This is a genomic window from Klebsiella sp. LY (assembly GCF_004010915.1).
Lineage (GTDB): Bacteria > Pseudomonadota > Gammaproteobacteria > Enterobacterales > Enterobacteriaceae > Klebsiella > Klebsiella quasipneumoniae.
Window position 1 is genome coordinate 3,940,719 of sequence record NZ_CP022444.1, and the last position, 21,440, is coordinate 3,962,158.

19 protein-coding genes are annotated in these 21,440 nt (G+C 59.6%); 6 read left to right on the forward strand and 13 right to left on the reverse strand.

The window, feature by feature from the left end; translation table 11 throughout:
• The first annotated feature begins 128 nt into the window (after positions 1-128).
• On the forward strand, positions 129-485 hold the full coding sequence (locus tag CE636_RS22285; RefSeq protein WP_017899035.1) for a hypothetical protein: 357 nt from the start codon (positions 129-131) through the stop codon (positions 483-485).
• Positions 486-548: 63 nt separating this feature from the next.
• Here CE636_RS22285 and betA read toward each other — a convergent pair whose 3' ends face one another.
• Genes betA through betI form a run of 3 tightly spaced genes read right to left on the reverse strand, consistent with a single transcriptional unit; the run spans position 549 to position 4,300 of the window.
• Positions 549-2,213: a choline dehydrogenase gene (gene betA / locus CE636_RS22290; protein ID WP_017899036.1), complete on the reverse strand. Its 1,665-nt coding sequence runs from the start codon at positions 2,211-2,213 to the stop codon at positions 549-551.
• 13 nt (positions 2,214-2,226) lie between these two features.
• The gene (gene betB / locus CE636_RS22295; RefSeq protein WP_017899037.1) at positions 2,227-3,699 is read right to left on the reverse strand and encodes a betaine-aldehyde dehydrogenase; all 1,473 of its coding nucleotides are present in this window, start codon (positions 3,697-3,699) and stop codon (positions 2,227-2,229) included.
• Between the two features lie 13 nt (positions 3,700-3,712).
• A complete protein-coding gene (gene betI, locus CE636_RS22300) occupies positions 3,713-4,300 on the reverse strand; it encodes a transcriptional regulator BetI (RefSeq protein ID WP_017899038.1) in 588 nt (195 codons plus the stop codon).
• A gap of 128 nt (positions 4,301-4,428) precedes the next feature.
• Here betI and betT point away from each other — a divergent pair, with 128 nt between their 5' ends.
• Positions 4,429-6,462, forward strand: coding sequence for a choline BCCT transporter BetT (gene betT / locus CE636_RS22305; RefSeq protein WP_017899039.1), 2,034 nt, complete (start codon positions 4,429-4,431; stop codon positions 6,460-6,462).
• 45 nt (positions 6,463-6,507) lie between these two features.
• On the opposite strand, the gene ivy is transcribed toward betT, so the two are convergent.
• A complete protein-coding gene (gene ivy, locus CE636_RS22310) occupies positions 6,508-6,954 on the reverse strand; it encodes an Ivy family C-type lysozyme inhibitor (RefSeq protein WP_017899040.1) in 447 nt (148 codons plus the stop codon).
• Positions 6,955-7,179: 225 nt separating this feature from the next.
• On the opposite strand from ivy, the gene CE636_RS29705 reads away from it, so the two are divergent.
• Entirely contained in the window at positions 7,180-8,436 is a 1,257-nt protein-coding gene (locus CE636_RS29705; RefSeq protein WP_004885681.1) for a mechanosensitive ion channel family protein, read from the forward strand.
• Here CE636_RS29705 and CE636_RS22320 read toward each other — a convergent pair.
• Positions 8,433-9,326: a LysR substrate-binding domain-containing protein gene (locus CE636_RS22320; RefSeq protein ID WP_017899041.1), complete on the reverse strand. Its 894-nt coding sequence runs from the start codon at positions 9,324-9,326 to the stop codon at positions 8,433-8,435. The two genes, CE636_RS29705 and CE636_RS22320, sit on opposite strands and share 4 nt — an antisense overlap.
• A 254-nt stretch (positions 9,327-9,580) precedes the next feature.
• Here CE636_RS22320 and CE636_RS22325 point away from each other — a divergent pair, with 254 nt between their 5' ends.
• Positions 9,581-10,186 carry a glutathione S-transferase family protein gene (locus tag CE636_RS22325; RefSeq protein WP_017899042.1) on the forward strand — a complete coding sequence of 202 codons (606 nt, stop codon included), beginning with the start codon at positions 9,581-9,583 and terminating at the stop codon, positions 10,184-10,186.
• Positions 10,187-10,238: 52 nt separating this feature from the next.
• Here the strand turns inward: CE636_RS22325 and CE636_RS22330 are convergent, their stop codons facing one another.
• The 8 genes from CE636_RS22330 to CE636_RS22365 all read right to left on the reverse strand — a co-directional run bounded on the left by CE636_RS22330 (position 10,239) and on the right by CE636_RS22365 (position 19,287).
• Entirely contained in the window at positions 10,239-11,024 is a 786-nt protein-coding gene (locus CE636_RS22330; RefSeq protein WP_017899043.1) for an SDR family oxidoreductase, read from the reverse strand.
• Between the two features lie 195 nt (positions 11,025-11,219).
• Positions 11,220-12,017 (reverse strand): SDR family oxidoreductase, encoded by a 798-nt coding sequence (locus CE636_RS22335; protein WP_002893589.1) that lies wholly within the window; start codon positions 12,015-12,017, stop codon positions 11,220-11,222.
• Positions 12,018-12,078: 61 nt separating this feature from the next.
• Positions 12,079-13,146: an ABC transporter permease gene (locus CE636_RS22340; RefSeq protein WP_002893591.1), complete on the reverse strand. Its 1,068-nt coding sequence runs from the start codon at positions 13,144-13,146 to the stop codon at positions 12,079-12,081.
• Between the two features lie 17 nt (positions 13,147-13,163).
• Positions 13,164-14,708: a sugar ABC transporter ATP-binding protein gene (locus tag CE636_RS22345; protein WP_017899044.1), complete on the reverse strand. Its 1,545-nt coding sequence runs from the start codon at positions 14,706-14,708 to the stop codon at positions 13,164-13,166.
• Position 14,709: 1 nt separating this feature from the next.
• Entirely contained in the window at positions 14,710-15,330 is a 621-nt protein-coding gene (locus CE636_RS22350) for a DUF2291 family protein (RefSeq protein ID WP_017899045.1), read from the reverse strand.
• Between the two features lie 43 nt (positions 15,331-15,373).
• Positions 15,374-16,309: a D-ribose ABC transporter substrate-binding protein gene (locus CE636_RS22355; RefSeq protein WP_004176926.1), complete on the reverse strand. Its 936-nt coding sequence runs from the start codon at positions 16,307-16,309 to the stop codon at positions 15,374-15,376.
• 159 nt (positions 16,310-16,468) lie between these two features.
• Positions 16,469-17,989: an FGGY family carbohydrate kinase gene (locus CE636_RS22360; protein WP_017899046.1), complete on the reverse strand. Its 1,521-nt coding sequence runs from the start codon at positions 17,987-17,989 to the stop codon at positions 16,469-16,471.
• 347 nt (positions 17,990-18,336) lie between these two features.
• Entirely contained in the window at positions 18,337-19,287 is a 951-nt protein-coding gene (locus tag CE636_RS22365) for a sugar-binding transcriptional regulator (RefSeq protein ID WP_002893602.1), read from the reverse strand.
• A gap of 382 nt (positions 19,288-19,669) precedes the next feature.
• Between CE636_RS22365 and CE636_RS22375 the strand changes: the two genes are divergently transcribed.
• Both CE636_RS22375 and CE636_RS22380 read left to right on the forward strand, forming a co-directional pair.
• A complete protein-coding gene (locus CE636_RS22375) occupies positions 19,670-20,500 on the forward strand; it encodes a transketolase (protein WP_017899047.1) in 831 nt (276 codons plus the stop codon).
• A complete protein-coding gene (locus CE636_RS22380) occupies positions 20,493-21,428 on the forward strand; it encodes a transketolase family protein (RefSeq protein ID WP_017899048.1) in 936 nt (311 codons plus the stop codon). Before CE636_RS22375 ends, CE636_RS22380 begins: the two co-directional genes overlap by 8 nt.
• The last annotated feature ends 12 nt before the right edge of the window (positions 21,429-21,440 follow it).

Genomic DNA, 21,440 nt, shown 5'->3' on the forward strand with positions numbered 1-21,440 from the left:
AGGATTAAGTTATACGCACAATGTTTAATTATCAACAAAAAGTTGAATTTTTAGCGCTGGCAGCGTAAATTCCGCTGCGCAAAGCGTCAGCGCTCATGTCGGGTGCGTCTTTATGTTATGGAAATATAATGAGAATTTTTGGCTTGATAGTCATTGCCGTTCTGCTGGTGGCCTGCGGAGTCATTCACCCCTTCGGCGACAAAACCATCTATCAGACTTATTCGGTACCCGATCGGCTGGGGCTGCACTGGCGCTATGACTGCATACGCAGCGCCCTGAAGCCGCAAGGCTATGAGGTTGAGCGCATCATCCCCGAGCAGAATGCGCCAAACTTCTTTGATATTTCGCAGCACGGCACACGAGTCGCCCAGATCGATATGTATCAGGTGGCTGGGGCGAGGGCGATAAGTATCACCCTGATATCCGGTGCAAAACAGGTGAATGCTGCTATCGATAGCATTATTCAGCCGTGCCTTGATCGCTAAGGGATGCTGGAAAGGTGAGGAGTGTCCTTTCCGCACGGGAAAGGACAAGCGTGGCCTAAACGGTTAGCGGCGAACCGGCGCGTCGCCAGCGACATAATACGCCGCGGTGCTGCGCGGCAGCGGCTGGCGGCCGCGAATGGCGTCAGCCATCTTCTCGCCGATCATAATGGTGGTGGCGTTCAGGTTGCCGGTGATGATCTGCGGCATAATCGACGCATCGATCACCCGCACGCCTTCCAGACCGTGGACCCGGCCTTCGCCGTCGACCACCGCCATCTCGTCGTAACCCATCTTACAGGTCCCGCATGGGTGGAATGCGGTCTCGGCGTGGTTGCGCACAAACTCATCCAGCTCGGCATCGCTCTGGCAGTCAATACCCGGGCTGATTTCGCGGCCGCGATACTTATCCAGCGCCGGCTGGTTCATGATCTCCCGGGTGATGCGAATGGCGTCGCGGAACTCCTGCCAGTCCTGCTCATGGGACATATAGTTAAACAGGATCGCCGGGTGGGCGTGCGGGTCGCGCGACTTCAGGCGCACGTGGCCGCGGCTCGGAGAACGCATCGAACCGACGTGGCACTGGAAGCCATGCTCTTTTACCGCGTTGGAGCCATTGTAGTTAATCGCTACCGGCAGGAAGTGGTACTGAATGTTCGGCCAGGCGAACTCGGCGCGGCTGCGGATAAAACCGCCCGCTTCGAACTGGTTGCTGGCACCGATCCCGGTGCCGCCGAACAGCCACTCGGCGCCGATCTTCGGCTGGTTCCACCACTGCAGCGCCGGGTAGAGCGACACCGGCTCTTTGCATTCATATTGCAGATACATCTCCAGATGGTCCTGCAGGTTCTCACCCACGCCGGGCAGATCGTGCACCACCGGGATATCGAACTGCCTGAGCAGCTCGGGATTGCCGACGCCGGAGCGCTGCAGGATCTGCGGCGAGGCAATCGCCCCGGCGCACAGCAGTACCTCTTTGTTGGCCGTCGCTTTTGACGGGATAGTGCTTTCCCCCTCCAGCCACTCGACGCCCACCGCGCGCTTGCCGGCAAAAATAATATGATCGGTCAGCGCATGGGTGCGGATGGTCAGGTTGGGGCGACCGCGCGCCTGGTCGAGATAGCCGCGGGCGGTGCTGGCGCGACGGCCCTGCGGCGTCACGGTGCGGTCCATCGGACCAAAGCCTTCCTGTTGGTAACCGTTAAGATCGTCGGTGCGCGGATAACCCGCCTGCACCCCGGCTTCAACCATCGCCTCGAAGAGCGGATTATTGCCCGGCTTCGGCGTGGTGACGCTCACCGGGCCATCGCCACCGTGGTAGTCGTTGGGCCCGATATCACGGGTTTCCGCTTTCCGGTAGTAGGGCAGGCAGTCGAGATAGCTCCAGTGTTCCAGCCCTGGCGCGGCGGCCCAGTTATCGAGGTCCAGGGCGTTGCCGCGTATGTAGCACATGCCGTTGATCAGCGACGAGCCGCCGAGCCCTTTGCCGCGTCCGCACTCCATGCGGCGATTGTTCATGTACGGCTCAGGTTCGGTCTCGTAGGCCCAGTTGTAGCGCTTGCCCTGCAGCGGATAAGCCAGCGCGGCGGGCATCTGGGTGCGGAAATCGAACCGGTAGTCCGGGCCGCCGGCTTCCAGCAGCAGGACGGTGGTGTTTGGATCTTCAGTCAGTCGTGTCGCCAGAACGTTGCCGGCGGAGCCGGCGCCAATAATGATGTAGTCAAATTGCAAAAAAACCTCCCGGTTAAAATATGGACTGGAATTTACCCATCTCAACCTGGATGGACTTCACCTGGGTGTAACTCTGCAGGGTCATCACGCCGTTCTCGCGGCCAATGCCGGAGTGCTTATAGCCGCCGACCGGCATCTCCGCCGGGGATTCCCCCCAGGTGTTGATCCAGCAGATACCCGCTTCGAGCTGATGAATGGCGCTGTGGGCGCGGTTCAGGTCGGCCGTGACGATACCCGCCGCCAGACCGTAGTCGGTATCGTTGGCGCGGCGGATCGCTTCTTCATCGGTGTCATAGGTGAGGATGGACATCACCGGGCCGAAGATCTCCTCGCGCACGATGGTCATCTTATCGCTGCAGTCGGTAAACACGGTCGGGGCCACCCACGCGCCGTTGTCAAAGCCTTCGCCCTTCAGCACGTCGCCGCCGCACAGCAGGTTCGCGCCTTCTGCTTTGCCTTTGGCGATGTAGCGCAGCACATTGTCACGGTGCGGGAAGCTGACCAGCGGGCCAAAGTTGGTGCGTTCATCGAACAGATCGCCCGCACGGATGCGGCCCACGCGCTCAACGATTTTCTGCTCAAACGCCGCCTTAACCTTCGCGGGGACGAACACCCGGGTGCCGTTGGTGCACACCTGTCCGGAGCTGAAGAAGTTGGCCATCATGGCGATGTCGGCGGCGAGATCGAGATCCGCATCGTCGAAAATAATCAGCGGCGATTTGCCGCCCAGCTCCATCGTCACCTCTTTCAGGGACGAGCCCGCCGCGTTGGCCATCACCTTTTTGCCGCTGGCGACGCCGCCGGTAAAGGAGACTTTAGCGATACCCGGATGCTCGGTCAGGTACTGGCCGGTCTCCGCGCCTACACCCGGCAGGACGTTAAACACGCCGTCCGGCAGACCCGCTTCGGTATAGATTTCGGCAAGTTTCAGGGCGGTGAGCGGGGTCACTTCGCTCGGCTTGAAGATCATCGCATTGCCGGCGGCCAGCGCCGGGGCGGATTTCCACAGGGCGATCTGGATCGGGTAGTTCCATGCGCCAATCCCGGCCACCACACCCAGCGGTTCGCGGCGGGTGTAGACGAACGACGTCTCGCGCAGGGGGATCTGACTGCCTTCCAGCGCCGGGATCAGCCCCGCGTAATACTCCAGCACGTCCGCGCCGGTGACGATATCCACGGTTGAGGTTTCGGAATACGCTTTACCGGTGTCGAGGGTTTCCAGCTTTGCCAGCTCGTCGTTCCGTTCGCGCAGGATATCGACGGCGCGACGCAGAATGCGCGAGCGTTCCATGGCGGTCATCGCCGCCCAGATTTTTTGCCCGTGCCGCGCGCTCTCGACGGCGCGGTCGACATCCTCACGTCCGGCAGCCTGCACGCTTGCCAGGACTTCACCGTTGGCCGGGTTGATGGTCTCGAAGGTGCGACCGCTGGTGGCGGATGTATAACCACCATGGATATAAAGCTGCTGTTCTGCCATTCGGGACATAAATTCTCCTCGGTTATTCGGTCGGTAAATGCTGGCTGATGAAGTGGCTGGTCAGCGACTGCGCCAGCGTCTTATCCAGCGGTTTGCCGCTCAGGGCGGCGCGCAGCCACAGGCCGTCTATCAGCGCCGCCAGCCCGTAGCCGGCCTCCTGGGCCTGCTGGCGCGGCAGCTCCCGGCGGAACTCGTACACCAGGTTCGACAGCAGGCGGCGGCTGCTCACCTGCTGCAGGCGGTAGAGCATCGGCTGGTGCATGCTGCTGGCCCAGAAGGCCAGCCAGGCCTTCATCGCCGCGCTGCTGATCTGCGTCTCATCAAAGTTGCCGCCGACTATCGCCTGCAGGCGCTCTCCGGCGCTGCCGTCCGGCAGAGCGTGCAGACGGTTGAGCACCGCGTCGCGTAGCTGGCTGGTGATGTCGCGCATGGTCGCCTCCAGCAGACCATTTTTGTCTTTGAAATAGTGACTGATGATCCCCGTCGACACGCCCGCCCGCCGGGCGATCTGCGCGATGGTCGCGTCGTGCATTCCGACTTCATTTATTGCGTCCAGCGTGGCGTCGATCAGTTGCCTGCGCCGGATTGGCTGCATCCCCAGTTTGGGCATTTTTGCCACTCCATTCATCAGCGTTGGTTAACTATTAAAGCGGTTTTTGATTGGACGTTCAATATAAAATGTGTCTTAATTGTTACGTGATTGAATTTTAATAGTTACAAAAACAGTGGGGATACTGGATGACAGATCTTTCGCAAACCAGAGAAAAGGACAAAATCAATCCGGTGGTTTTTTACACTTCTGCCGGACTGATTTTGTTGTTTTCCCTGATGACGATCTTTTTTCGCGATTTTTCTGCCGAGTGGATTGGGCGCACCCTGGGCTGGGTGTCGAAAACCTTCGGCTGGTACTATCTGCTGGCGGCGACGCTGTATATCGTCTTCGTCGTCTGCATTGCCTGCTCGCGCTTCGGATCGGTGAAGCTCGGGCCGGAGCAGTCCAAGCCCGAGTTCAGCTTGCTGAGCTGGGCGGCGATGCTGTTCGCCGCCGGGATAGGCATCGACCTGATGTTCTTCTCCGTGGCCGAGCCGGTGACGCAATATATGCAGCCGCCGGAAGGGGCGGGGCAGACCATCGAGGCGGCGCGCCAGGCGATGGTCTGGACCCTGTTTCACTATGGCTTAACCGGCTGGTCGATGTATGCCCTGATGGGCATGGCGCTGGGATACTTTAGCTATCGTTATAATTTGCCGCTGACCATCCGCTCGGCGCTGTACCCGATTTTCGGCAAACGGATCAATGGGCCCATCGGCCACAGCGTCGATATCGCGGCGGTGATCGGCACCATCTTCGGCATCGCCACCACCCTCGGCATTGGCGTGGTGCAGCTCAACTACGGTCTGAGCGTGCTGTTCGATATTCCGGACTCGCTGGCGGCGAAAGCGGCCCTGATTGCGCTGTCGGTGATCATCGCCACCATCTCGGTCACCTCCGGGGTGGACAAGGGCATCCGCGTGCTCTCTGAACTGAACGTCGCCCTCGCGCTGGGGCTGATCCTGTTCGTGCTGTTCATGGGCGATACCTCCTTCCTGCTCAATGCGTTAGTGCTCAACGTCGGCGACTACGTCAACCGCTTTATGGGCATGACCCTGAACAGCTTCGCCTTCGACCGCCCGGTAGAGTGGATGAACAACTGGACGCTCTTTTTCTGGGCGTGGTGGGTGGCCTGGTCGCCGTTCGTTGGCCTGTTCCTGGCGCGCATTTCGCGCGGGCGCACCATCCGCCAGTTTGTGATGGGCACCCTGATCATTCCGTTCACCTTTACCCTGCTGTGGCTGTCGGTGTTCGGCAACAGTGCGCTGTATGAGATCATCCACGGCGACGCGGCCTTTGCCGAGGAGGCGATGCTCCACCCGGAGCGCGGCTTCTATAGCCTGCTGGCGCAGTATCCGGCGTTTACCTTTAGCGCCTCGGTGGCGACCATTACCGGTCTGCTGTTCTACGTCACCTCCGCCGACTCCGGCGCGCTGGTGCTGGGGAATTTCACCTCGAAGCTGAAGGACATTAACAGCGACGCCCCGAACTGGCTGCGCATCTTCTGGTCGGTAGCTATCGGCCTGCTAACCCTCGGGATGCTGATGACCAACGGCATCTCGGCGCTGCAGAACACCACGGTGATCATGGGGCTGCCGTTCAGCTTTGTGATTTTCTTCGTGATGGCCGGACTGTATAAATCCCTGAAAGTGGAAGATTACCGCCGGGTCAGCGCCAGCCGCGACACCGCCCCGCGCCCGATGGGCTTGCAGGACCGGCTGAGCTGGAAGAAGCGCCTGTCGCGGCTGATGAATTACCCGGGCACGCGCTATACCAAACAGATGATGGAGACGGTGTGCTACCCGGCGATGGAGGAAGTGGCCCAGGAGCTGCGGCTGCGCGGCGCCGCGGTGGAACTGAAGAGCCTGCCGCCGGAAGAGGGTGAGAACCTTGGCCACCTCGACCTGCTGGTGCACATGGGCGACGAGCAGAACTTTATCTACAAGATCTGGCCGCAGCAGTACTCGGTGCCGGGCTTTACCTATCGGGCGCGCAGCGGGAAATCCACCTATTACCGGCTGGAGACCTTCCTGCTGGAGGGCAGCCAGGGTAACGACCTGATGGACTACAGCAAAGAGCAGGTGATCACCGATATTCTCGACCAGTACGAGCGGCACCTGAACTTTATCCATTTGCACAGGGAAGCGCCGGGGAACAGCGTGATGTTCCCGGATGGCTAGCCAGGGAGCCCCCGTCGGCGAAAGACTGACGGGGGCGACGGGCGGTTACTGGTAGTTAAAGGCGTCCGGATGGTTGTCGAGGCTACCGCTGAGGGCGGCAAACAGCACGGTTTTGCCATCGATGGACAGGGCGTCGCTGACGTTAAGCCAGGTCAGCTTCTCCTGGTCGGTTTTTTCATCGACCACCGAGTAAACGCCTGACATCTGTTTGCTTTTCTCCGACCAGATCACCGCGATACGCTCGTGGCCGCAGTCGTGGGGTTTGCAGGCGCTTAACACCTGCCAGGATTCGCTGCCCAGCTTCACCGTCTGCGCCGGCGAACCGGTGCCGCCGGTGGTCACCCAGGCGGGCAGCTGATGGCCTTTGACCATCTGGTTAAACGACGCCCGGGTGGCGCTATCGTGGGCCAGACTGTTCAGCGTGACGTCGCCTTGCGCCATAACGCTGGCGGAGGCGGCTAAGGCGATAATAGCGGTAAGCGTTTTAAACATGTTTCCTCCTGGACTTATTCCGTCCTGATAACAAGCCTCTTTATAGTGAGCGTAGATAATGATTAATGCAAACTTTGACATATATCCCGTGAATGATTAGCGGCGGTGCGCGCATGGACGTTACGCTAAGCGATATGCCATGATGCGGATTGATTAACTTTTTCCAATATATGCCCTTGTGATAAAGCAGTTAGCGAAATGGCATAGTTATTCAGGCGATAAAGCATGGCGTATGTGAATCATCTACTGACGTTTATTGAGAGTAATCCGGCGCTGGCGGTGGGATTTAACCTTATTCTGCTGCTGCTCTCCGGCATATTTGCCCACCTTTTATGCAAGTTCTTGCTGATTAAAGTGGTGCGTAAGGTCTTCTTTGGTAGCCATAAACAGGACGTGCCGCTGGAGAAGGATCGACGCATCGCCGAAAAGCTGTCCAATTTCATTCCGGTTATTATCGTCTATTACGTTCTGCAGTTTATGCCGGCGATGCCGGCATCGCTGGTGACGGCGATTAATACCGTCTGCGGGATCTTGTTTTTTATTTTTATGTCGGTGTTTTTCAACGAGATGCTGGATATTGTTAACAGCTCTTATCTGCGAAAAACCAAACGTAAAAATCATTCCATTAAGGGCTATATCCAGATAGGCAAAATCTTAGTTCACATCCTGGCGGCGATTATGATCCTCGCCGTGATGTCGAATAAATCGCCGATTATTATTATCTCCAGTTTGGGGGCGGTGGCGGCGGTGCTGATGATCGTGTTCCAGCATACCCTGCTGTCGCTGGTGGCGAACGTTCAGCTGTCGTCCAACGACGTGCTCCAGCTGGGGGACTGGATTGAAATGCCTGACAAGAACCTCAGCGGCGAGGTGACGGATATCGCGCTGCACACCATTACCATCCGCAACTGGGACAATACCATCTCCCGTATTCCTACCAAGAATTTCCTCACCGAGACCTATACCAACTGGCAGGCGATGTTCTCCTCCGGGGCGCGGCGGATCATGCGCAGTATCGCCATCGATCAGCACTCGGTGCGTTTTCTCGACCAGGAGATGCTCTCCTCGATGCTGGCCATCCGCGGGGTGAATGAGCCTTTGACCACGTTGCTTGACGGCCGGGATCCCGGCGGCGTGGCGGACCGCTGGTTTGTCGATAACGGCCTGACCAACCTGACTCTGTTTCGCCACTACCTGATGCACTATCTCGCCGAGCGGCCGGATATTATTAAGGAGATGTACATTGTGGCGAGAACGCTGAAACCGTCGCCGTCGGGTATCCCACTGGAGATTTACTGCTTCACCTCCTCGACGCTGTGGAAAGACTACGAAAACACCCAGTCGGCGATATTTGAGTACATTACCGCGGTGGCCGGGCAGTTCTCACTGCGACTTTATCAGTATCCCGCCGGGCACGATTTCTGGCGTCTCTCCCAGGAGCACGCCGCCCGGGCGGGCCTGCCGCCATCGGCCGAAGGCTAAGCGCTGATCTGCTGGCGCCAGAGGGCGATCTCCTCTTCCAGCCAGGCGATGAACCGGGCGATTTCCGGCCGGTTCTCCGCCTGCGGGGAGACGGTCAGCCAGTAGTGCCAGGGGTAGGGGACGGTGACGGCGGTGAGCTGCACCAGCTCGCCGCGGGCTATGGCTCCCGCCACCAGCGAGCGCCGCTCCAGCGCCACGCCGGCCCCCAGGCGAACCGCCTCCAGCACCAGGTTGGAGTCGTTCAGGCGCAGGCCCGCGGGGACGATGGTCTTTTCCAGCCCCGCCTGGCTGCACCAGGCGTGCCACGACTCCATGGAAAAAACGATATCGCTGGCGGCGATCGCCTGCGGGGTGGTCGGCAGGTCGCCGCCGCGATAGTGCGGCGCGGCCACCACCAGCTGTTCATCGGCAAACAGATGCCGGCTTTCCATCCCCTCCCAGTCGCCTTGCCCCATGCGAATGGCCAGATCGATACCCTCCTGCTGCAGGTTGACTACCGCCAGACTGGTCAGCAGGCGCACCGCGATCTGCGGATGTCGCGCCTGAAAGCGCGCCAGCCGCGGCAGCAGCCAGTGGCAGCCAAAGGAGGGGAGGGTCGCCAGGGTCAGTTCCATCGTGCGGGGTTTGATCTGCACCATCCGCGTGGCGTCGGCGATGTGCTGTAACGCCTCGCGGATTTGCAGGGCATAGAGCCGCCCCTCTTCCGTGATGCGCACCCCGCGGCCGTGGCGGACAAACAGTGAGACGCCGACCAGGGCTTCCAGCTGTTTGATGTGCTGGCTGACCGCCGAATGGGTCACGCTCATTTCGTGGGCGGCCTGCGTCACGCTGCCGAGGCGCGCCACCGCCTCAAAGCTGCGCAGGATGGCGACAGGGGGAAAATCTGCCATGGTGATCTCTCTGGTCAAGGAGTCGATACGTTAACGTTACTACCGGGTTAGCGGGTTTTATAGCCGCTACGAACAGGCTGTCGAGGGGATGCAGGCTGTCTCAGTCGGTATAGCACAGGGGAGACCGGCGGACTACCCCGTGGCGCCAGTTTGTTAGTTTTCCTAACCATTGCGGTAAGCATCCCCTGATATTCGCGGGGTGGGTTTTCCAGTAAGGTAAGCCAGCAACCCCTTTATCGCAGGCAGGAGTGACGATGAAACTCATTGGTATGATGGATTCACCTTATGTAAGACGCGTGGCGGTTTCTCTGGCGCTCTATGGCGTGGAATTCGAGAGCCTGCCGCTATCGGTCTTTAGCGGCTTTGACGAATTCTCCCGTATTAACCCGGTGGTCAAGGCGCCGACGGTGGTCCTCGATAACGGGACGCAGCTGATGGACTCCACGCTGATCCTCCACTATTTCGAAACGGTCAATCCCGCCGGGCGCCGGCTGCTTCCCGCGCATCCCGAGGCGCTGGCCCGCGACCTGCACCTGCTGGGGGTGATCCTCGCCGCCAGTGAAAAAGCGGTCCAGCATGTTTATGAGCACCGTCTGCGACCGGAAGAGAAGCAGCATCAGCCGTGGATAGCCCGGGTGACCGGTCAGCTGCTCGCCGCCTGTCGGGAATGGGACGCCCGGCTGGCAGACCGCATTGCCGCCGCGCAGCCGGACCAGGTGTTGGTCACCAGCACGGTGGTCTGGTCCTTTATTCAGTTGATGATCCCGACGGTGGTGCCGGCAGCGGCGTTTCCGCATATCCGCGCGCTGGCGGAGAAAGGAGAGGCACTGCCGGCATTTCAACAGTATCCGCTGAGTTAACGGCGGGGATGGCGAGGGGCGCCGCAGCGTGGCGCCCTGAAGCAGGAGAGGCTCACCAGCAGACAAACCCGCCGTCGACCACCAGGTCTACGCCGGTGCAGAACGAGGCGGCGTCGCTGGCGAGGAACAGCGCCGGGCCGGCCATCTCTTCCACCTTCGCCATCCGCTGCATCGGCGTCTGGCTTTCAAACTCGCGGGTTTGGTGCACCATCTCCGGGCGGGTATTCATCGGCGTGGCGGTATATCCCGGGCTGATGGAATTGACGCGGATCCCTTTGGCCACCCACTCCATCGCCAGGCTTTTCGACAGATGGATCACGCCGGCTTTGGAGCAGTTGTAATGCGCCTGGTCGAGGCCGCGGTTAACGATAATCCCCGACATCGAGGCGATATTGATAATTGACCCGCCGCCGGACTCCAGCATCAGCTCCGCTTCCGCTTTGCAGGAATTCCACACCCCGGTGAGATTGATATCGATCACCCGCTGCCATTGCTCGCTCTCCATCTCCAGCGCCGGATTGGCGTTGGCGATCCCGGCGGCGTTGACGGCGATGTCGAGGCGGCCAAAGCGGCTTTTGGCCAGCGCGACGGCGGCGCGCAGGTCGGCCAGCTGGCGGACATCGCCGGTGTAGGCGCAGGCCTGGCCACCAATGGATTCAATATGACTGACCGTTTCCGTCAGCCCACCGTCGTCGCGAAGATCAAAACAGACCACCCGCGCGCCGGCGCTGGCGAGACTGCAGGCGATGGTCTGGCCAATGCCGCTGCCGGCGCCGGTGACAAAGGCGACGCGATCCCGCAGGCTAAACAGCTGTTGTGCAAAGTCTTTACCGATCATAATGATTATTCTCTTCAATATATAGTGTCGAACGTCGGGGGCCTGTTTCCCGGATAGCGGCGCAGCGCGCCTTATCCGGGCTACTTTCGGCGGTGTTACGTAGCCCCGGTAAGCGAAGCGCCACCGGGGGCCGTCCCGGGGGGCGCCAATGCGGGACGCCTTATTCAGGCGATGGGGCCCGCTAACCTGCGGGGATTACGACATAATCAAACCGCCATCGATGTTAATGGTCTGTCCGGTGAGATAGCGGGCGTCGTCGGAGGCGAGAAAGGCCACCAGGCCGGCGACGTCTTCCGGCTTGCCGGCGCGCTTCATCGGAATGCCCTCGACCCACTCCGCCATCAGCTCGCCTTTGCCGTAGCGCTTCTGCTCGGTGCTGAGAATTTCGCCCCACACGCGGTCGTTGTAATCCCACATTTCGCTTTCAATAATGCCCGGGCAGAAGGCGTTGACGGTGATATTCCACGGCGCCAGCTCATGAGCCAGGCTTTGGGTAATGCCGATCACGCCCATCTTGCTGGCGGCATAGTGCGGGGTATAGATGAAGCCCTGGCGCCCCTGACCGGATGAGGTGTTGATCAGGCTGCCGTGATTCTGTTTCACCATATATTTGGCCGCCTCGCGGCAGCACAGCCAGACGCCGGTGGTGTTGACCGCCAGCACTTTTTCGAAATCGGCTTTTGGCATCCGGTCGTAGTAATCGATGGTGATCACCCCGGCGTTCTGAATCGAGACGTCAATGGTGCCGAAGCGGGCGGCGGCCTGCTCATACAGCCCCTGCACCTGCGCTTCGTCGGTCACATCGACCTGCAGCGATAAAATGTCCGCCTGATAGCGCTGACGCAGGGTTTCGGCGGTCTCATGAACCCGTTCGGCGTTGGAAACCATTACCAGGTTCGCGCCGTCGCGGGCGAAGCGCTCGGCAATACCCGCGCCGATGCCGCGGCAGGCGCCGGTGATCACCACCGTTTTGTTCTGGAAATCTCGTTGCATATGTTGTTCCCTTTCGCTGAGCCGGGCACCAGGCCCGGCGGAAGATGTGAATCGTTGCCGGTTAGCTGGAGGTGGCGCCGTTGGGGGGGATGGCGGCCAGTTTCTCCTCGTGGCGGCGCATCAGGATGACCTTGCTCTGCAACTTCTGCTGGAACTGGTCGACGACCACGGCGGTGACGATCACCACGCCTTTAATCACCATTTGCCAGAAATCGCTGACGCCCATCATCACCATGCCGTCGGCAAGGAAGACGATGACGAAGGCGCCGATAATCGAGCCGGTTACCCGACCACGGCCGCCGGCCAGCGCAGTGCCGCCGAGCACGGTGGCGCCGATGGCGTCCATCTCAAACATGTTGCCGGTCATCGGGTGCGCAGTTTGCAGCTGCGATGCGACGATCAGGCCGACAAAGGCCGCGCACAGGCCGGAGAAGGCATAGACGAATATTTTCGCTTTCACAATCGGCACGCCGGCGAGGCGGGCGGCGGACTCGTTGCCGCCGATGGCGTAGATGTAGCGGCCAAGCGGCGTTTTGGTGGTCAGCCAGTAGCCCAGCACGAGGAAGCCGATCATCAGCCAGATGGGCAGATAGACGCCGAGCAGGGTGCCGGAGCCGAGGGTGGCGAAACCGGTGTTGCCCAGCGCTTCCATGCCGTTGAGATTCGGGTAGGTGCTCCCGTCGTTAAACAGCAGCGCGGAGCCGCGGGCGACGTACATCATGCCTAAGGTGCAGATAAACGGCGCCACGCCGAAGCGGGTGATCACCGCACCGTTCACCAGACCGACCAGCACGCCGAAGATCGCCACGCAGAGGATCACTTCCGGGACGTTAAAGAAGAGGATGTCGCCGTTCCACAGCGGCAGGCCGTTGGTCAGCAGCGCGCCTGCCACCATGCCGCAGATCCCCGCCACCGCGCCGACGGACAAATCAATGCCGCCGGTGAGAATGACCAGCGTCATGCCGATGGCCAGCAGACCGGTGATCGCCACGTGCTGGGTCATGATCAGCAGGTTAGAGGCGGTCAGGAAGTTGGGTACCATCACGCTGAAGAATGCGATCACCAGCAGCAGGGCGATAAAGGTGCGGGCCTTCAGCAGGTACATATAAATCATATATTTCTGGTTCATGATAGATTCCAGCCTGATTAATCTTGAGGTGTTGAAGCCGCGATTAACTGTTCGCGGGTCACCGCATGGCGCGGTAGATCGGCGGTAATGCGGCCATCGGCCATCACCAGGATGCGGTCGGCCAGGGCCATCACCTCATCCAGTTCAGAAGATGAAAACATCACCGCCAGCCCCTGCTGGGCCATTTTGCCGATCAGGTGATAGACGTCGGTTTTCGCACCGACGTCGATGCCGCGCGTCGGTTCGTCGAGGAACACCACCTGCGGCTGGGTCATCAGCGCTTTACCCAGCACCACTTTTTGTTGATTGCCGCCGCTCAGCGAGGTGATGGGCAAATTGGCGTCGCTGACCTTGATCGCTAGCTGCTGGATCATCGCTTTCACGCAGGTCTCTTCTTTTTGCGGATTCAACCAGCGCCAGGCGCGGCGAAAACCCTGCAGGCTGAAATCAGAGAGCGTCATGTTGGCCTGAATCGACATCATCTGCACCACGCCTTCGCCCTGGCGGTCCTCCGGCACCAGCGCCAGCCCTTTTTTCAGACGCTGCTGAAAGCGTGCTTTGCCGATGCTTTCGCCATTGAGGTGCACCTCGCCGCGCTGGCAGGGCATCAGGCCCACCAGGCCTTTGAACAGCTCGGTGCGTCCGGCCCCCAGCAGGCCGTAAATACCGATCACTTCGCCTTTGCTGAGGGTGAAGGTGACGTCATTGAGCTTGTAGCCGCCGCTGGGATGCAGCGCGGTCAGTCCCTTGACGTCAAGCACCGCGTTGCCTTTTGGCGCCGGTTGATAATCGAAATGTTTTTTCTTATCGCCGACCATCTGCTCGATGATCCACGGCACGCTGGCGTCGCTGACGTGACGCTCGCTGATAAAGCGGCCGTCGCGGAAAATGGTGATGTGGTCGCCGATCTCCATCAGCTCTTCGAGGCGATGCGAGATATAGATAATGGTCACGCCGCGGCGCTTAAGCTGCGCGATCACCTTGAACAGCACTTTCACCTCAGACTGGCTCAGCGCCGAGGTGGGTTCGTCCATGATCAGCACCCGGGTGTCTTTCGACAGCGCGCGGGCAATCTCGACTAATTGCTGGTGGCCGATACCGAGTTCGCCCAGCGGGGTGTAGGGATCGACATCCAGCTCCAGTCGCTCCAGCAGCGATTTGGCCAGCGCGTACTGATATTTTTCGTTGATGCGTCCTTTCTGAAAGAATTCATTTGCCATGAAGATGTTGTCCATCACATTCATATTGGGAAATAAATTCAGTTCCTGGAAAATAATGCTGATGCCGAATTTCTCTGCCTGATGGGTAGAGTTTAAAGTCACCGCCTCGCCATCGAGAATAATTTGCCCGGAGGAGGGTGTTTCCACACCGGCAAGCATTTTCATCATGGTGGATTTACCCGCACCATTTTCTCCGATCAGCACGTTGACCTTATTTCGATAGACCCGGTAATTGACATTATCCAGGGCGGTCACGCCGGGATAGACGCGCGACAGGCCGCGAGTTTCGATAATCACTTCAGACTCAACGGGCTGGGGAGCGACGAGATCGTGCGGCGCCATATTATTGCCCCCCCGCGTGAACGATTTTCGCCGGGGTAATTTCCGGGAGGGTTGGCGGAATATCCCACGCCGAGAAGACGCCGTACACGTCCACGCTGTCGCCGGTTTTGACGTTGGCTGTCTGAATCATTTTGACCGCCTGGCTGTTGATATTCTTGCTGTACTCGCCGAACAGCACCTGGTCGTTAAAGTCCTGATAGCTGGCGCCGCTGTAGCCATCGCGCAGCTGGGTGCCGCGCAGGGTGGGGCCAATTTGCACCGTCACATTGCCGACGCTGGCGTCGGACAGGGTCATCTTGCCGCTGCGCGAGGCGGTATCGAGCTTGCTGACAGTACCTGAAACTTTGACGTAGAAGATGCAGGGGTTTTCGTCCTGCGCGCGGTAGCCAAGGGCTTTGCAGGCGCTATCGATGTCTTTTGCCGCCTTGAGCGCGCTCATCAGTTCCGCCGCCGGGCGCGCTTTCGCCACCACCTGGGGTACGATGCTCTGCTGCCAGGTTTTATCCATGTTCGCCATATGCGGGTTAGGCGGCGATTTCAGATCTGCCAGCTCCTGCTGCGAGACGATGCGACAGCCCCCAAGCGCCAGTACGGCTAGCGTCAGACAGGTTTTCTTAAACATAATGCTCTCCTCTGCGCCCCCGCGGGGGCGCAACCACCCGAACTCAGGACTTAATGTTGAAATCCTGGACTTTATCGGCGTTATCCTGGGTAATCAGAATGCCGCGGAACATCACGCGCTGTTTGGCCGGCTTTTCGCCTTTTTGCAGGTAATTATCCAGATCGGTGACGCCCTGAGCGGCGATGGCCTGCGCTTGCAGCATCACGGTCGCCTGCAGGGTGCCGGCTTTCACGGCGTCGCGCTCATCGTTGCTGCCGTCGATGCCGACGACGATCACATCGCTACGGTTGGCCGCTTTCAGCGCTGCAATCGCGCCGAGGGCGACCGGCCCGTTGCCGCAGATCACGCCTTTCACGTCCGGGTGAGCCTGCAGAATGCTGTCCATGATGCGCTTGCCGTCGATCAGGGTGCCTTTGGCATCCTGTTTCGCCACGCTGACCATATCCGGATACTGGTCAATGACCTGATGGAAAGATTTAGAACGGGTGACGCAGTTATTATCGGCGAGGTTGCAGGTCAGCTCGGCGTATTTGCCTTTCTCCGCCATCTTCTCGACAAAGACGTTGGCGACCTCGGAGCCGGCCTGGAAGTTATTGTGGGTAATTTGTTCCAGCGCCACATCATCAACCGGAATTTCACGGTTAATTAAGACCACCGGAATGCCGGCTTTTTTGGCCTTTTCAATGGCGGCGACGCTGGCGGTGGAGTCGGCGTTATCAAGAATAATGCCCTGCACCTTTTTACCAATGGCGGTGTCGATAAGCTCATTCTGCTTTTTGACATCTTCGCCATGGGACAGCACGGTGGTTTTATAGCCGAGCGCCTGGGCTTTTTCGCTGGCGCCTTTGGCTTCCGAGGCGTAATACGGGTTATCCAGCGAGTTGACCATGATCATAATGGTGCCTTTCTCCGCGGCGTGCGCGGCAAAGGAGAAGGCGGTCAGGGTAGCAGCGGTTAAAAGGGTTATACGTAATTTCATGACTCTGTTCCTGTATTTTTATATTCGAACAAATGAGCCCCTGAGCGGGCAGGCTTTTACGGTCTGAAATTTCCCCTGATGTATTCGGGGATAGCGATATCGTTATGGGCCGGGTTTCTCCTGTGATAAGTGAATGCGTGTCGTCGCGCAGTCTGGCGGTCAGGCTGGCGAGTCCGGTTTCCATAATGTTCGGTCGACCGCATGGCGCCACTCCTGCCAGCGCGTTTGTAAGCGCTGGTGGCGGGCCATGTCGGGCTGAAAGGCGCTGTGTTTGGTTAAGAAGGCCTGCAGGTCGGCGGTCGACCCGGGATGGAGCGCTTTGCGCGCCAGCAACGCCGCGCCGATAGCGGACAGCTCCGGCACGTCGCTGCGCATCACCGGGCAGCCGAGCAGATCGGCCTGGTATTGCATCAGCCAGTCATTGTTGGTCGGCCCGCCGTCCACCATAAGCGCCGTCAGGGTGAACTCCTCATGCTGACGCATCGCCACCACCACGTCGGCAATCTGATAGGTGATGGACTCCAGCGCCGCGCGGATCAGATGCGCGCGTTTCACCCCGCGACTCAGACCGCAGATCACGCCGCGGGCGCTATCGTCCCACCAGGGGGCGCCGAGACCGGTCAGCGCCGGCACGAAGTACACCCCGAGGGTCGAGTCGACGGAGGCGGGAAGGGTGTTCAGCTCATGGGCCAGCTCGGCGGCAGAGAGCTCGCTCAGACCGGTGCTGTCCGCCATCCAGGCGACGGCATCGCCGGTGTGGGGAATATTACCTTCCAGCCCCCACACCAGCTGATCGCCATCGTGCCAGGCGACAGTGGTCGCCAGCGCCTCGATATCGCACTGCGCCGATTTGACCGGCGCCATCACCGATGAGCCGGTGCCGTAGGTGGCTTTCACGCAGCCCGCTTCGCCGAGCGCGTGGCCGAACAGCGCCGCGTGGGAGTCGCCGATCATCGACATAATGGGAATACCGTCTGGAATAGCGGCCAGCCCTTTGGTATGGCCGAAGAGGCCGCTCGACGGTTTAATTTCCGGCAACGCCGCGCGCGGAATACCGAATAGCGCTAGCATCTCGTCGTCCCACTCGCCGCGGTGCAGATTCAACAACTGGGTGCGGGCGGCATTGGAGTAGTCGCAGCAGAAGGCTTCTCCGGCGGTCAGATTCCACAGCAGCCAGCTGTCGATAGTGCCGAGGCAAATCTCGCCGCGTTCGGCGCGCAGGCGGCCATCGGCAGTCGCATCCAGCAGCCAGCGCATTTTGGAGGCCGAGAATAGCGGGGCGATCGGCAGGCCGGTGGCCTGTTTAATACGCTGTTCCTGACGATCGTGACGCAGCGTGTCGCAGAACGCGGCGCTGCGGGTGCATTGCCAGGTAATGGCTGCGTTAATCGGTTCGCCGCTGTCGCGATACCAGCCGATGGCGGTTTCCCGCTGGTTGCTGATGGCCAGCGCGGCGACGTTTTCCGCGCCGACGTGGGCCACCGCGCTGGCGATCACCGCCAGCGAGGCGGCCACCAGCGCCTCGCCGGACTGCTCCACCCAGCCGTCGCGCGGCGTTTGGAGCGCCAGCGGCTGCGAGAATTTGACGATAACCTTGCCCCGGCTATCCAGCACCACCGCTTTGGCGTTGGTGGTGCCTTCATCCAGGGCGATGATGAACTCTTTTGCTGTCGCCTGCATCGTGCTCTCCTCGGTCACCCGGTGTCCTGGAACAGCGGAGACGGGATATCTTCCACCGTCTCATGCGTTTACGCAGGCCATGATGTGACATTTCGTTATCATCTTCTTAATCACTGAATATATATTCGATAGTGATTATTTATTTGATACCTTAAGCCACAAACCCGGTGACGGGCTACCGGAAAAATCATCAATTGTGCTGGCAATCACATTTCGCCGATCGGCGAAAGCGGTGGCAGGCGGCTGGAGTGGTAGATTAACTCATTGAATTTCAATGCATTAACAGGGCAAGCCCTGAGGCTAAAAAAGCGCGTCAGGGCGGCAGAGAGGAAAAACAGCGCGGCAGGTTAGTCGCTGACCAGCATGCGGGCGGTAGGATAATCGGTGATTAAAACGTCAATGTAGCCGCCGGTGAGGGCGCCTTTGATGGCCGCGACTTTGTCAGTGCCGCCGGCCAGCGCGACCACGTTCGGGCATTTTTTGACCTTCTCCAGCGCCATGCCGATCACCGGATCTTCATCATCGCGTAACACCGGATGGCCGTTTTTGTCGTAGTAGTGCAGGCAGATATCGCCCACCGCGCCGCGCGCCGCCAGCACCTGCAGCATATCTTCGTGATAGTAGTTCCCGGAGGTTTTCAGCAGCTGGGAGGGTTCGAGAATGCCGATGCCGACGATGGCGATATCCACCTCGTCAAAGCGCGACACTACGTCCGCGACGTCCTTGCTGGCCAGCAGCCGGTTGCGCTCCTCCATGGATCCTTCGATGCTCTGTGACGGCAGCAGCCAGGCGTCGCAGTTCAGGCGCTGGGCGAGGGTCTGGGTAAGAATCGTCGCCTGCACGTTACCGTTGGGCCCGACGCCGCCGAGCAGCTGGATCACGCCGCTGGCCTTCAGGTTCTGCGCATGAACTTCATCGACCATCGCGCGAATGGTTGAGCTCCAGGAGGAGACGCCAATCAGATCTTTTGGCCGCAGACGGGTTTCCAGGTAGTGGGCGGCGGCGGAGCCAATCGCCCGCTTAATGGTGTGATCGCTGGCCTCTTCCTCGGTATCCACCACCACCGCCTGCTTAAGACCGTAGCGATCCTCAAGCCCTTTTTCGAGCTTCAGAAAAATGTTTGACGGCTGTACGACGCTGATTTTGACGACGCCCTCTTTCTGGCAGCGGGTAATGGCGCGGGAGACAAATGACTGTGAGAGCGAGAGAAGTTGGGCGATATCAGACTGCTTTCGTCCTTCCAGGTAGTAAAGCGTGGCAATCTTAACCAATAGCCGTTGTTCATCCTGCTTAGCCATATTAATCCTCGAAAATCATTTATCGCCTGTGTTCAGGCGCTTAGCGGCAGCCATTTTATTTAGGGTATAGAGGCTTCTATCATACGCGAAAAAAAATCACACTTAAGTGTGACAGGCATCTAACTTTTGCCAATCCTCAAAATCGACTATGGACAAAAACAAAACAGCCAGGTCATAATCGAATAAAGAATCATAATTGAATATATATTCAAGGCGATTTCAAGTCAACGTGTTTCTCCGGGCTAAGTCCGGAGCGGGAGGCAGAATGTTCCTGAGTAGGGCGCTGTGGCAGAAGGCTTACCACCCGGCATAGGGATATCTGGTTTTTTTAGTTCTTGCTGGAATAAATATTCCATGCTGAAAATAAATTCAGAGGTGTGAAATGAATCCCTACAGATTTGATATTCAGACGCTGGAGCGTAAAGCCCGCGCGGTGCGGCGCCACATTGTGCGCTTAAACGCCAATAGTCCGGCCGGCGGCCACACCGGGGCCGACCTCTCGCAGGTCGAATTGTTAACCGCACTCTATTTCCGCGTTCTCAACGTCGCGCCGGATCGGCTCGACGACCCGCAGCGCGATATCTATATCCAGTCGAAAGGCCACGCGGTGGGCTGCTACTACTGCGTCCTGGCGGAGGCTGGCTTCTTCCCGGTCGAGTGGCTGGAGACCTACCAGCATGCTAATTCTCATCTCCCGGGCCACCCGGTGCGGCAGAAAACGCCGGGTATTGAGCTGAACACCGGCGCGCTGGGCCACGGTTTGCCTGTTGCGGTGGGGCTGGCGCTGGCCGCGAAGAAAAGCAACAGCACCCGCCGCATTTTTTTGATCACTGGCGACGGCGAACTGGCGGAAGGCAGCAACTGGGAAGCCGCCCTGGCAGCGGCGCATTACGGTCTGGATAACCTGGTCATTATTAATGATAAGAACAATCTCCAGCTGGCCGGGCCGACGCGCGAAATCATGAATACCGATCCGCTGGCCGACAAATGGCGCGCCTTCGGCATGGCGGTCAGCGAATGCCAGGGGAACGACATGGCCTCGGTGGTCGCAGCCATCGAGGGGCTGCAGCAGAAGGGTAAACCAAACGTCATTATTGCCAACACCACGAAAGGCGCGGGGATCTCCTTTATCCAGGGGCGCCCGGAGTGGCACCACCGGGTGCCGAAAGGTGAAGAGATCGCTCTGGCGCTGGAGGAACTGAAAGATGAGTAATGCAGAACACCTGGCTAACGTCATGGTCGAGGCCTTTATCGCCGCCGTGGAAAGCGGTGTCGATCTGGTGCCGGTGGTGGCCGACTCCACGTCGACGGCCAAAATCGCCCCCTTTATTAAGCAGTTTCCCGGCCGGCTGGTGAACGTCGGCATCGCTGAGCAGAGTATGGTCGGCACCGCCGCTGGTCTGGCGCTGGGCGGCAAAGTGGCGGTGACCTGTAACGCCGCGCCGTTTCTCATTTCGCGGGCCAATGAGCAAATCAAAGTGGATGTCTGTTACAACAACACCAACGTGAAGCTGTTTGGCCTTAACGCCGGGGCCAGCTACGGTCCGCTGGCCAGCACCCACCATGCGATTGACGATCTGGCGGTGATGCGCGGCTTCGGCAATATCCAGATCTTCGCCCCCTCCACGCCGCGCGAATGTCGGCAGATTATCGACTATGCCCTTGCTTATCAGGGCCCGGTCTATATTCGCCTCGATGGCAAGGCGCTGCCGGAGCTGCTTGACGAGTCGTATCGCTTTGTTCCCGGCGCCGTGCTGACCCTGCGCGAAGGCGAGGACGTCGCGCTGGTGGCCACCGGTTCGACGGTGCATGAGGTGGTGGAGGCAGCGCAGCAGCTTGCCGATCTCGACGTTCAGGCGAAAGTGGTCAGCGTGCCGTCGATCCGCCCCTGCGATACCGCGGCGCTGCTGGCGGCGCTTCGGCCGTGCGACTCGGTGATCACCGTGGAAGAGCATAACGTCAACGGCGGTCTGGGCAGCCTGGTGGCGGAGGTGCTGGCGGAAGCCGGCGTGGGCATGACTCTACAGCGCTTGGGGATCCCGGACGGGGAGTACGCCGCCGCCGCCGATCGCGGCTGGATGCGCCAGTACCACGGGTTTGATGCCGCCGCCATCGTCGCCCGGGTGCAAAACAGGGGCTGATGGCCTGAACGC